The following is a 13,597-nucleotide window of genomic DNA, read 5'->3' as shown; positions in this document are numbered from 1 at the left end:
GACCTTCTTGAGAAAGTTTGCAAAAAAAGAGGCGTCCTATAGAGATAGGTTGAAAAATCCTATTCCCTAACTTTTATCCACGTATCCCGTACTTTAAAAAAGATATATAAAATCAATTATCTATATAGATAAAAAGAGGTCTTGTTATTTCTAGCAATAAGAATAGCATTAATCAGTTAGTTTTTATAAACTTTAAAACATTGCGACAAAAAGAAAAAGTTTGACTCAGTAGATGGAGAATTGCGCTTTTCTCATATTCTAGAGGACGAACCTGAAGTGCTACGCTGGACTAAAGCCATGTCCCAGTTTTCTATAATAGACCACCAAGAAGGCCATACTTACGAACCATATTTTATTGTTGAAACAGAAAAAGCTACATATTTGTGCGAGATAAAGCGTGCTTCATATAAGTGTGATGTCTCTCTTTATTCGTTGAGATATCACTTATTTGTAGCATGAAGAGTAAATTTATTAAAATCATGATGAGAGGGAGATAGGAACTTTATAGGTGTATCATCATAGGATTAAGTCGTTTTGTTGAGAGCTATTTTTATTTCTGCTAAAAGGTTTTTGATATATTTAATTATTATTTCGTAATAGTGGATGTACTTTATTTTATGTGCAAGAAAGCTGATTGATTGTGTAAAATAGCGTTCAAAAATTACATTATTTTTATCCTGTTAAGGACATTTTTTCTAGTGAGGGTTTTGCAATTGCAATGCTCTTTTTCTCATTCTAAATTTTGGTTAGAAAAAGCGTATATAGGTGTTATTTTAAATTTAAGATATGCATCTTCCATTGTTGGTGTTACTGTTGTAAAAAATGATATTTTATTTGATACGCATAAGGTGTTACCAAGAAGATCGATGTATAGATAAAATTTAGATTGTTACAATATCTTGAAAAAACAATGGGTAAATAATTGATAATTGTGCTACGAAAGTTGTTAGATGGGCGTGTGTCAGCAATTCTTAATAAAAAGGTTTTTCTTGATAGTCGTTTTTTTTCAAAATACTGCTCTTTTTATGCAAATCTTATGTTGGTAAGCTATGCAGTTTTCGCCGGAACAGGATAATGCATTGAAGGCTGTTGCCGCGTGGTTGAAGGAAGGGCGTTTTCCTCTTTTTCGCCTTTTTGGCTATGCGGGGACGGGTAAGACGACGCTTGCACGCTATTTTGCAGAGACAGTTGATGGTTCTGTTCAATTTGCTGCTTTTACAGGGAAGGCCGCGCAGGTTTTGCGTTCTAAAGGTGCAAGCAATGCTTGTACGATTCATTCGCTAATTTATTGTCCGCGTGGAGAAGAGGAAGTTTCCGATGAAATAACAGGAAAAAAGTCTATTGCTCCAACATTTACGTTAAATCGAAGAAGTGCTGCTGCACAAGCTAAACTCATTATTGTTGATGAGTGCTCGATGGTAGATGAAAAATTGGCCCGTGATTTAATGAGTTTTCGAACGCCAATTCTTGTTCTTGGTGATCCGGGTCAATTGCCTCCTATATCAGGTGGAGGCTTTTTTTCTAATGGAGAACCAGATTTTCTTCTTTCAGAAATTCATCGGCAAGCGCGAGATAATCCGATTATACGTCTTGCTATGGATGTACGTGAAGGACGCGATATTGCTTATGGTGACTATGGAGAAGCGCGCGTTGTGACACGTAAAGAGGTCAATCAACAATTGGTTTTGGATGCTGATCAGGTCTTGGTAGGGGTTAATCGTACACGCCACCTTTATAATCAGCGTTTGCGTGTGTTAAAGGGATTTACAGCAGATTATCCACAAGCGGGAGATAAGCTGGTGTGTTTGCGAAATGATCCGATTAAAGGTTTGTTGAATGGCTCTTTATGGAAGGTGATGACTTCACAGAAGGAGACCGTTAAACCAAGTATTAATCTTCTTGTGAAACCAGAAGAAAGTGAGCGTGGGGTAGCAAAGATTAAACTTTTAAAAGCAGCGTTTGAAAACCCTGATCAAGAAATTTCATGGCAATTAAAAAAGCGATATGATGATTTTGATTATGGGTATGCATTAACGGTTCATAAGGCGCAAGGTTCTCAATGGAATAATGTCGTTTTGTTTGATGAAAGTTTTGCATTTCGTGATATGTATGCGCGCTGGCTTTATACGGGAATTACCCGCGCAGCAGAGCGTTTAACGATTGTTCGATAGAGAAAATATGTGTATCATCTCAGTTTCAGATGGAAAATGCCTTTTTTCTATCTTGTTACACACTATAAAAAATGGAAATGGGCATGGCGGTAAAACTTTCGGTTAATCTTAATGCTGTTGCTGTTTTGCGTAATCGACGTAATCTTCCGTGGCCAAGTATAACGAATATTGGGCATATAGCGCTTGCTGCTGGAGCAACAGGTTTGACGGTTCATCCGCGCCCTGATGAAAGGCATATTCGTTTTTCGGATTTGCCAGATATATACTGTTTAATAAAGAACACTTTTCCTACTGCTGAGTTTAATATTGAAGGTTATCCAAGTGATCAATTTTTGGATATCGCTGAAAATTATGCGGACCAGATTACCCTTGTTCCTGATGATCCAGATCAGTCAACGTCTGATCATGGGTGGAATTTTGCTCATGATGCAGAATTTTTAGCACCTATTATTCAGAATTTAAAAAAAAGAAAGATTCGTGTATCCCTTTTTGCTAATCCTGCTGTCGATGGTCTTGATATTGCTAAAGCAATGGGCGCTGATCGTGTGGAATTTTACACGGGACCTTATGGTGGTGCATTTCAGGATAAAACAAAACAAGATCAAGAGCTCAATAAACTTGTTTTAGCAGCAAGAAGAGCTAAAGAGTTGCAGTTAGGTATGAATGCTGGGCATGATCTGACACTTATGAACCTTCCTGCTCTGGTCAAAAGTATTCCTTGGCTTGATGAGGTTTCTATTGGCCATGGGCTTATTGCTGATGCATTAGAGTATGGAATGCATGATACTGTTCAGCGTTTTATCCGGTTATTATCGTAATCTTTGTTTCTCTATAAAATTGGGAAAAAATTTTTATAAAGCTTTATCAATTTATCTAAAAAACAATTTTATATATGTTGAGATAAATAGCACTATTAGCATACATTATAAAATATTCTATTTTCCTCTGTTTATTAGTAGCTTTCTATTTTTTGTGTTTTTTAGGGTATGAAATGCTTTTTTATTTGTACTATCCATTATGAGGAAGTTTTAAAATCTTCTTATTATAATTTCTTTGAATGGAGAAGAAGTAGGGTTTTGAAAGTATTTCCCTTATAAAGGAGTGCGTAGGATTTTAATGGATTAATACACAAATTTTCTTGATATTTGAGCTCATTTTTGGGTTATCTGTAAATAGTATAACGTAAAATCTCCTTATGAATAAGCTTAATGCAATAGGAGCTGTTAAATAGAATGATGATATCGACTTGTAGCTTTATGAAGTAAAGAGAGTGATGTGCAATAAATCTTACACTATTATAGGGAATTCTTGAAAAGGGCTTGAGCATATTAAAATTTTTTTATAAGGCGCCATAAATGGATAACATAATAGCCGTATGGGGGCTTCTTCGTGTGAGAGGCGTGGATATTAAAAGAACGTAAAAAGTAAAAACATCCTCTCTATTATTCTAAAGATATTGTTGTATATGCTTTTGAAGGTTGTATTAAAACAATACTTGTTATTTTGTAATTTTTCTTGCTATCCGTATTGATTTGGTTCATGTTAAAGATTGTATGTTGTATCTTAATTTTTAGAATATAGCGTTTTGTTGCACGATAAAAGAGTAGAATATTAGCTAAATTTTCTTTAGAAATCTTATTTTGTGTAATTATTGTTTTTGTAGAATAGCAGTTGAAGTTTATTTGGGGATCCGTATATGTTTTAGGAATGTTTGGGGACTACAGTTTTTTCTATGCAATATGTAAACTTTAAAATTATTCAATTGCTGTGTTCTTATAAGCGGTGTTTTTTGTCTTTATAAGTGTGTGATGCACTGTAGATAATGTTTCTTATTGAATAAAAATAATCTGAAATCCAGTTTAAATAGAGAAAGAAGGAATTTTTTATGCGTGTTTATTATGATCGTGATGCGGATGTTAATCTCATTAAAGGGAAAAAAGTAGCCATTGTTGGTTATGGTTCTCAAGGGCGTGCGCACGCTTTAAACTTGAAAGATTCTGGTGTTAAAAATGTGCAAATAGCTTTGCGTTCAGGGTCGGAAACAGTAAAAAAAGCCATGGCTGATGGTTTTGAAGTGGTGAGTGTTGCTGAAGCAGCAAAATGGGCAGATCTCATTATGATGGCAACACCAGATGAATTGCAAGCTGATATTTATAAGGAACATATTCATGATCATTTACACGATGGGGCAGCGATTGCTTTTGCGCATGGTTTGAGCATTCATTTTGGCTTGATTGAACCTAAAAAAAACGTTGATATTGTGATGATTGCTCCTAAAGGTCCAGGGCATACAGTTCGTCATGAATACCAACGGGGTTGTGGTGTTCCTTGCTTAATAGCGGTGGCGCAAGATGCTTCAGGGCATGCACATAATGTAGCATTATCTTATGCATGTGGACTTGGTGGTGGACGTGCAGGGGTGATTGAAACAACATTTAAAGAAGAGTGCGAAACTGATCTTTTTGGTGAACAAGCGGTTCTTTGTGGTGGTCTTGTTGAATTGATTCGAGCAGGTTATGAAACATTAACACAAGCAGGTTATGCACCGGAAATGGCTTATTTTGAGTGTTTGCATGAGGTTAAACTGATTGTTGATCTCATGTATGAAGGGGGCATTGCAAATATGAATTATTCGATTTCTAATACAGCTGAATGGGGTGAATATATGTCTGGTCCACGTGTGATTACGGATGAAACCAGAGCAGAAATGAAACGTATATTGAAAGATATTCAAACGGGTAAATTTACATCGAATTGGATTCAAGAATATAAAGCTGGTGCTGCTCATTTTAAAAGTATGCGGCGTTTAAATGATAATCATCCTATTGAAGAAGTGGGTAAAAAACTTCGTTCTATGATGCCTTGGATAAAATCGAATGCTTTGGTTGATAAAGAGCGTAATTGAAGATTCTACAGAGATATTTTGTCAATAGCTTTTATAATTTTATAGATAAATATAAAAAGGGTAACTTTAGTTACCCTTTTTATATGTTTTTTGTTTATATGTTTTTTGTAATATAAGCTTTATTTTTTAATTTTTTGCATAATTCTTTTTCCCAAAAAGAAAGTATACAATTCCTAAAAATATGAACCATGCTGGAGTGTATTTTAAAGCTATGGCAGTGTCAGCTTCTAATGACAATAAATAGATAATGAATGCAAAGAAAACAAGAAGCGCCCAACACATAACAACACCTCCTGGCATTTTATAAGGAGAGACAGTATGCTGGAGAGGACGATTGCGGCGATAGACGATATAGCTGATCAAAATGATAGACCATACAAATATAAACAAAGTTGCGGCAATTGTCGTAACAATTGTAAAAGCAGCTATGAGTGTTTGAGATAACGATACAACGGCATAACCAAATAAGATGCATATACATGAAAAGAATAATGCGTTGGCTGGAACGTGGTTACGAGAAAGTTTTCCTAAAAATTTAGGAGCACCTTTTTGTGTTGCTAGCCCATATATCATACGGCTGGTAGAAAAAATTCCACTATTTGCTGAAGAGGCGGCAGCTGTGAGGACAACAAAGTTCATCAAACCTGCAGCAGTTGGGATACCAATAAGTGCATACATTGTTACAAATGGGCTTTTTTCTGGACTGATTTGATCCCACGGCGTCACAGACATAATCACAAGAAGAGAGAATATATAAAAGAATACAATGCGGATTGGTATTGAATTAACAGCCTGTGGTAAAGCTTTTTGAGGCTCTTTTACTTCAGCAGCAGCTGTTCCAGCGAGTTCAATGCCAACAAAAGCAAAAATAACAATTTGAAATCCAGCAAAAAAGCCTGTAATTCCTCGCGGAAAAATATTCCCACCGTTCCATATATGGCTAAGAGAAGCAACCGTACCGTTTGGAGAGACAAAATCGGTAAAGATCATATAAAATCCTACAACGATTAGGACTAGAATTGCTACGATTTTGATAAAACCAAACCAAAACTCAAGTTCGCCAAATAGTTTTACGGCGACGAGGTTAAGAATTAAAAAGGACATAAGACCAATTATAACAGGAATCCACGGATTGAGTTCAGGCCACCAAAAATGTGTATAAGTGACAATAGCAATAATTTCAGCAGTTCCAGTGACAATCCAACACAACCAATATGTCCAGCCGATAAAGAATCCGGCACATGGCCCTAGAAGATCGGTTGAGAAGTCAATAAAAGATCGGTATTGTGTATTAGAAAGCAATAACTCTCCCATAGCACGCATGACAAAGTATAGAGCACAACCAATAATTGCATAAACGAGTAGAATTGAGGGGCCTGCTACACTGATTGTTTTTCCTGATCCCATGAAGAGACCTGTTCCAATCGCTCCACCAAGGGCTATAAGTTGTATGTGTCGGTTATGTAGTCCACGTTGCAATTTCTTCTTAGGTTTTTTTTCTAAATTTTGTTTGTTCATTTTTGGGGAGTTCTCCTTAGTTATTTTTAAATAAAAATTACCCTAAAAAAAGGTAATTCCTTCTATCGGAACACGCTATGGTTAAGGAGTAAAGGAATTTTTTTCTATGACTATATGTGAATAAAGCAAAAACATTATTAATTAATGGAATAATTATTTTATATATAAGAAACAAAAGATAAATTGTATTATATTTTTTTGATTTTTTTATGTTTTATACATAAGTATTATTATAATAATATATAATATAATTTATATTATATATTATTATATGTATATAAATAATAATTTATATTTATGTATATTTGTTTATAGTAATTTTTATATAAATATCTTTATATTTAAATTTATTTATTTATAGATATTGTTATCTATATAAAAATATAAATAAAATTGTAAACTTATTAAATATAAAACTTTGTATATAAATAAAATAATTTTAAATATTTAAACTATTATTTGAAACATTAAAAAATATATTTTAAATTTACATTTAAGTATTAATATTTAAAATTTATTACAAATAGAAAAATATTTTCATAGAATCTTTTTTTATTGCAGATAGCTATTAAGATATATTCTGTTTAGAGCTATATTTTTAATTTTGATAAAAAATTGAATATAAATTTTTTTGGGGGGAAAGTTTTAGATAAATCTCATGTTTTATTAGTAAACAATGTCAGTGAAGTTTATAGAGAATTTTTTATAGAATAGCTCGTTTCTTATCCTATTGTGCAGTAAAATACTGTTGTGTAGAGTAGTGATATAAAGCATATAACATTTTACGCATTAAGTATTTTTAGAATGGGTGGTGAGTGTTCAGGGCAGGGCTAGCCCATAGAGCCTTATGTAGGTGAACCATATAAATGATCAGCAGCATTCCCCCTTAATAAGCCGGATTGTTTACAAACCGGTGCCGGTAGGAATCGTCGTTTTTTGATGTTTGGGGAGGAGGTTAAGTAGAAAAAGGGTAACTAAAATTACCCTTTTTTGAGATGTTTTTATGTATAGACTTTATTTGTTACCTTGAGTTATTTTTTTCTTTACAAACATAAAATACATTATACCTAAGAAAACAAACCAGAATATACTATATTTTAAGGCTAGTAGAGTATCAGCTTCTAATGTCAACAAATAGAGCATGAAAACAAAGAAAACTAAAATTATCCCACACATGATAACACCTCCTGGCATTTTATAAATGGATTCAGCGTGTAGATGAGGGCGATTGCGACGATACACAATATAGCTAATCAAAATTACAGACCATACGAATAAAAATGCAATAGCTGAAATGCTTGTCACAATTGTAAAAGCACTTATGAGGCTTGGAGAGAGTGAGGCAATTGTATACCCTATTAAAATACATAAACAGGAAAAGAATAGAGCATTGGCTGGAACATGGTATCTGGAAAGTTTACCTAAAATTGGAGGGGCACCTTTTTGTGTTGCAAGTCCATATATCATACGGCTGGTAGAAAAAATACCACTATTTGCTGAAGAGGCAGCTGAGGTGATAACGACAAAGTTTACCAAGCCAGCAGCTATCGGAATGCCTGCAAGCCAAAACATCGAGACAAAGGGGCTTTTATCTGGAACAATTTGATCCCAAGGTGTGACAGACATAATTACAGCGAGAGAAAAAATGTAAAAGAGTACAATACGGACCGGTATTGCATTAATTGCTTTGGGGAGCACTTTTTTAGGTTCTTTTACTTCAGCAGCGGTTGTTCCAGCAATTTCTATACCAACAAAAGAAAAAATAGCAATTTGAAATCCAGCAAAAAAACCTGTCATTCCTCGCGGAAAGATATTGCCATCGTTCCATACGTGATTGAGAGAAGCAACCGTACCATTGGGAGAGGTAAAGCCCGTAACGATCATATAAAATCCCACAACAATTAATGCTAAAATTGCGACGACTTTGATAAGGCCAAACCAGAATTCAAGTTCACCGAATAGTTTCACGGCAAAGAGGTTAAAGATTAAAAAGACACTAATGCAGGTAAAAACGGTAAACCATGGATTGAGTGTTGGCCACCAAAAGTTCATATAAGTGATGATGGCAATAATGTCAGCAGCTCCAGTTACAACCCAGCTCAACCAATAGCTCCAGCCAACAAAGAAAGCGATTCCCGGTCCTAGCATATCGGTTGAAAAATCAATAAGAGATCGGTATTGTGAATTAGAAAGCAACAATTCTCCCATAGCACGCATGACAAAGTATAGAGCAAAACCGATAATAGCATAAACGAGTATGATGGAAGGACCTGCCACACTAATTGTTTTTCCTGCCCCCATGAAGAGACCTGTTCCAATAGCACCACCAATGGCTATAAGTTGTACATGTCGGTTGTGTAGTCCACGCTGTAACTTATTCTGAGAATTATCTTTTAAATTTTGTTTGTAGCTCATTTTTTGGGGGTTCCCTTTAATTATTTTGAGATTAAATTACACTAAAAAAGCATTATTTTGTATCGAAGCATGATATAAATGAGGTGTAAAGGAAAAAAACGTTTTTTATGATTTTGTGTGGATAAAGAAAAGAATATGTTTTAGGAATATGCTTTTGAAAAAAGAGAATGTTGTCCTCTTAAATAACGTAACAGATATTTGAATGGGGAGCTTTTTATTGTTATGAATAACAAATTAATTGTTCATTAAAAGACGTGGGGCTTTTAAAATTATTTCAGAAAGTTGTCAGGAGTTTTTATAATTTTTTGAAACTTATTATTTGTAATCAGTGCATTATTTATTATTATTCATAATGGTGAGAGTTTACTTTTTGCTCAAATAGCACTCGAGAGTTCTCATCTTAGTTTAAGAAACAATTTTTAATGGAAAATTAAAATGATTTTTAAATCATTTTTTTGTTTGTATGGTGCTATCATAAATCAAAAAGTTACTTTTGTTTCATAAACGAAAAGAGGAATATCATAGCTTATTTTTTTAAAGTGATGAATAAGGATTTTGTTTAGATATTGGTAACATTTTATAAAATATTGCGAGAAACTCACATTGTTTACACAAACGTCCTTGAGAGTATGATAAAGAAATGCAACGTAATTCAGTTATATAAAGAAAAAAAGAACTGGGGATTGTATAAGCTCTGTTAGAGATCTCACTATTCATAGTGAGAGACAGAATCAGGAAAAGATTGCTCTATTAACTTTACAATTTGTTATCAAAGATAAAACTATCCAAAGAAAATGAAAAAAGAAAACAGAGATAAAACTGTTCCTGTCGCAATGTTAATCGAGCCTTTTACCCGCTGCTTGTTTAAGGCGGTACTGGCAAATGATATAAAAATGGTCATTAAAGTAAACCATGCAAAGATGTTGAAAGAATGTATTGTGACAAGTTCAAAACCTTTTTTAATGCTACCTCCAGAAGCTAAGAATTTTGGAAAAGCTGCTATGTAAAATATAGATACTTTGGGGTTTAGTATTTGTGTCAGAAAACCGTCCATATAGCTGGTTAAAAGCTTTGTTTCACTCGTAGCATGCTTTTCATTCGTTGAACTTCTTTCTTTTGAATTTAAGCTGTGTATTCCAGATTTAATTGATTTAAAGCCCATGTATAATAAATAGCTGCCACCCATGAGTTTTACTAAAAAAAACAGCGTTTTGTTGTTGAGAATGAGCGCTGATACACCTAGTATGGAAAATGCCCCATGCACATATGTTGCTGTACACAATCCTAAAACGTTTACAAATGCGTTCTTTCTTCCCAATCTCGTTGCATTATCGATGATAAGGGACATATTCGGCCCCGGTGAGATGACTAAAAAAAATGAAACAATGAAAAAGGTCAGTATTTGATGATTCATTTTACTTTTAGCTCTGAAATTAATTGATTTTCGAGATACAATTCTATTCTGTCAAACTGAGAAAGTTTTCCGACACCCTGTGGAGTGCCTGTGTATATGAGATCACCACGTCTTAGCTGAATGTAGTGACTTAAAAATGAGATTATCTTCTCAAAGCTAAAGATCATATTTTTCGTATTGCCAACTTGTCTTGTTTCGCCATTCAACTTCATTGCAAAGGTTATTGGGTTGTTTATTTTTTCTTTGTTTATGAAGTCAGAGACGTATGCAGCGCCTTTAAATCCTTTCGATAAAAGCCAAGGAAGCTTTTTTTCTTTCAGTTTTGTTTGCAAATCCCGCGCGGTGAGATCAAGACCTATTGCTACGGCATCATAGCATTCTTCTGCTTCTTCCTCCATGATCATGAAAGCGTCCTTTGAGATTTTGAGTACAATTTCGGTTTCAAAATGTATTTCTTTGGAAAAATTAGGGAGATAAATTTCATTGCCTAAAACGAGTGAACTTTTTGGCTTGCTAAAGATAACGGGTTCATCTTCAACAACATTACCTAGTTCATGAACATGTTCAACATAATTGTATCCAACACAGTAGATGTCATTTATCATGGGAGCCCTCCAAATTTTTCATTTTCTCTTTGTATAGGCAAGAGAAAACTTTGCAAACAACATTTTTTCTTATATCGCGTTTTGCGTTTTCTGGAAAAGAAGCATTATGTGGGTTAATGACTAACCACGATGACAGCCCTTCGCATTATCCTCTTTTGAAGAGTGCTCAATCTTATAGTCTTTGAGATTATTTTCATTTTGATTGCTAATCTCCTGAAATTACTTTATTACTTAAAGAGTGATTTTGCTCGTCTACGCAGCGATTAGTAGGGTCTGAAAGCCCTAAAGTTCGATCATAAATGAGCCTACTCTGTGGGTGTCTCAGAATTATGGATATTTTTCTATGTCTAGGTGCTATGAGCACTAAAAGTAAAAATCTGGTTCGTATTCAATCCTTTCAGGCTCTCGGAATACTAATGCGAGGGTGCTCGCAACCGGCGGGGGACTTGAAAGTGAAAAGCAAAAAGCCACATTTTAACGACATTTCTATAGGCAAAAAATCGCTTTCAAAAAAAATGCTGGGAATGTCGTAAAAGCAATTAGGGCACCAATTAGGGATAACTTTTCAACAAATCCAAAAGTATGAGAAAGTCTGTGATGGTTAAAAAGAAGCAGACCGTGGCAAACTTATTATGGCATTTGGAACGGAGAAGATTTTTACCAGCTTTAAGATAGCACAACAAATAGCCGGAACTGGAGAGCGTGTTTTGTTTCTCGTGCCTTTTCTGGCTTTGATGTCACAAACGATAAGAGAATGGACACGCTATATAGAAGTACTGTTTCATTCCTTTGTGGTGTATTCTGATACATAAGTTGGCAAGAGTCGTAAAACAAAGATGCTGTTGTCGAACTCGATGTCTCAGATCTTGGCTCTATCAGCTACCAAATGATGTTCAAAAGCTTTGAAAAAAACAAATAAAGTCTTAGCGAATGCAATGACCGTGGTGTTTGCTACTTACCAATTAATCCAAGTGATTGCGGATGCGCAAGAGAAATACGGTTTATCAGAATTTGATCTGATCATTTATGAAGCAGCGCAGGTTAAGGCAGATAAGGTAGAACCTTTGGTTGTAGAAGCCAAGGAAGTAGCTGAGACTGCGAAGATAACAGCGGAAGAAGCGATGAATGTTGCGGAGCAAGCAAAAGAAGAGGCTGATACGACAAAGCGAGGGCTTGGAGAGGTCAAGAGTTCATTAGACACGGTGACAGCAACGACAAATTCTGCGAATACAGCCGCCTCTGAGGCAAAAGTGTTAGCGGAAGAAGCGAAGAGTGCATTGATAGAAGTTCAAGAGAAGGCACAGAGGAACAGTGACAGTCTTTCTGAACTTCAAAGTAAGGTAGGTTCTCTTTCCACTAATTTTTTAGAGAATGTGCGTTTTCATCAACCTGACAGAATTCTGGAAGCCGATCCGAAAAACAGAAAAGGTCTTGTGATCAATGACGGGGCATGTTTTCGCTTTTATCATGGTGAAGAGAATGGGGGTAGGTACCTCTTTTACCGCGTTCTAGGGCGTGGAAGGATGACTTTTGACGAAGATCTTGAAGCAGGAAAGGATTATTATATATCTCATCTTAAAAGATCAGACGAATGAGCTATCCTTTGAGCTTTCGCAAAATCTGACGGCTCCTGATGGCTATACAGAGGATAATTCTGAAAAGATCGGTGGATTTCATACGCTATGTGCGGATGTTGGTGAGATTGAAGGTCATCTCTTATCGGGTTATCAAGCGGGGGATATTTTGCCCAATTCTGTTTGGTGTTTAAATCACCGCCCACGTAGTAGTCCAGAAGGGATGGTTTACAATCCGTGGCATAATATTTGGGTTGATATTTATCTTCAATCAGGGACAGGTGTAAATGCAAAGTCGGCATATGGTGTTCCGATTACGAGCAATCGTAGCTATGCGAATCATGCCTTTGATTTTTGGTCTGTTAGTAAGAGATTTTTGACGAGTGATGAGTTTTCGCCATGCATGTATGGAAGTAATCAAGCAACCAGTATTGTCGGCAATCAAGCGCCTTCTCCTAAGACGTCTGGAGGATACGTTGATACAAACAATAGACGGATGATTTCGCATATCGGTTGTGAGGATGGTTGCGGTTATGTTTGGCAATATTTGTCTGGTTGTTATCCAGTGACTAAATGGCATACAGGGGAACAAGGAAGCAGTTTACGTGTAGACATAAATGTTATATTGGGAGGAGGCGATTGGACTGGTGGCTCTAACAATGATCATCTTGTACGGAATTTTGCGCATTCTCGTTATGTAGAAGATGAAAAAATAGGCGCCCGTGGATGTAGCGAGCCACTTTATTATAATTAACGCGAGATTGATTAGAACATCATTTTATCCAGCCCCCACTGATGTGGGGCTTTTTTATGGAGCGTCAGATGAGAAAGATATCGAAAGAAGGATTGGCACTTCATCTTGAAGTTTTAAAATCAAAGCTTTTTCTACTAAACTCATGATGTCAACCAGAGCAGTACAATCTTATCACTCATATTTTCATGTCTAGAAAATTGAGATAATGCCATCCATAAATCGCATAAGAAGTTAGAATCTA

The 13,597-nt window shown here is 35.4% G+C and carries 9 protein-coding genes and 1 pseudogene; 6 read left to right on the top strand and 4 right to left on the bottom strand.

The window, feature by feature from the left end:
- Positions 1-1,049: 1,049 nt before the first annotated feature.
- The 3 genes from ACFINM_RS07515 to ilvC all read left to right on the top strand — a co-directional run bounded on the left by ACFINM_RS07515 (position 1,050) and on the right by ilvC (position 5,076).
- Entirely contained in the window at positions 1,050-2,171 is a 1,122-nt protein-coding gene (locus ACFINM_RS07515; protein WP_375629922.1) for an ATP-dependent RecD-like DNA helicase, read from the top strand.
- Between the two features lie 83 nt (positions 2,172-2,254).
- Positions 2,255-2,989 (top strand): pyridoxine 5'-phosphate synthase, encoded by a 735-nt coding sequence (locus ACFINM_RS07510; protein WP_375640999.1) that lies wholly within the window; start codon positions 2,255-2,257, stop codon positions 2,987-2,989.
- Positions 2,990-4,056: 1,067 nt separating this feature from the next.
- Complete coding sequence (gene ilvC, locus ACFINM_RS07505; RefSeq protein ID WP_375612028.1) at positions 4,057-5,076, top strand: ketol-acid reductoisomerase; 1,020 nt, start codon at positions 4,057-4,059, stop codon at positions 5,074-5,076.
- Between the two features lie 126 nt (positions 5,077-5,202).
- Here ilvC and ACFINM_RS07500 read toward each other — a convergent pair whose 3' ends face one another.
- The 4 genes from ACFINM_RS07500 to ACFINM_RS07485 form a co-directional block, all read right to left on the bottom strand.
- Positions 5,203-6,594: an amino acid permease gene (locus ACFINM_RS07500; protein ID WP_375640998.1), complete on the bottom strand. Its 1,392-nt coding sequence runs from the start codon at positions 6,592-6,594 to the stop codon at positions 5,203-5,205.
- A gap of 1,014 nt (positions 6,595-7,608) precedes the next feature.
- Positions 7,609-9,009: an amino acid permease gene (locus ACFINM_RS07495; protein WP_375612030.1), complete on the bottom strand. Its 1,401-nt coding sequence runs from the start codon at positions 9,007-9,009 to the stop codon at positions 7,609-7,611.
- Positions 9,010-9,790: 781 nt separating this feature from the next.
- Positions 9,791-10,423: a LysE family translocator gene (locus ACFINM_RS07490; protein WP_375640997.1), complete on the bottom strand. Its 633-nt coding sequence runs from the start codon at positions 10,421-10,423 to the stop codon at positions 9,791-9,793.
- On the bottom strand, positions 10,420-11,028 hold the full coding sequence (locus ACFINM_RS07485) for a fumarylacetoacetate hydrolase family protein (RefSeq protein WP_375621691.1): 609 nt from the start codon (positions 11,026-11,028) through the stop codon (positions 10,420-10,422). The genes ACFINM_RS07490 and ACFINM_RS07485 overlap by 4 nt, the downstream gene beginning before the upstream one ends.
- 620 nt (positions 11,029-11,648) lie before the next feature.
- Between ACFINM_RS07485 and ACFINM_RS07480 the strand changes: the two are divergent.
- The 3 genes and pseudogenes from ACFINM_RS07480 to ACFINM_RS07470 form a co-directional block, all read left to right on the top strand.
- Positions 11,649-11,840: pseudogene (locus ACFINM_RS07480) on the top strand (DEAD/DEAH box helicase family protein); the annotation flags it as partial.
- Between the two features lie 90 nt (positions 11,841-11,930).
- Complete coding sequence (locus ACFINM_RS07475; protein WP_375640996.1) at positions 11,931-12,623, top strand: hypothetical protein; 693 nt, start codon at positions 11,931-11,933, stop codon at positions 12,621-12,623.
- On the top strand, positions 12,559-13,356 hold the full coding sequence (locus ACFINM_RS07470; RefSeq protein WP_375640995.1) for a hypothetical protein: 798 nt from the start codon (positions 12,559-12,561) through the stop codon (positions 13,354-13,356). Before ACFINM_RS07475 ends, ACFINM_RS07470 begins: the two co-directional genes overlap by 65 nt.
- Positions 13,357-13,597: the final 241 nt, after the last annotated feature.

Origin of the sequence: Bartonella sp. AA168HLJHH, assembly GCF_042197365.1 — a bacterium.
Lineage (GTDB): Bacteria > Pseudomonadota > Alphaproteobacteria > Rhizobiales > Rhizobiaceae > Bartonella.
This window is presented reverse-complemented; position numbering and strand designations above follow the sequence as displayed.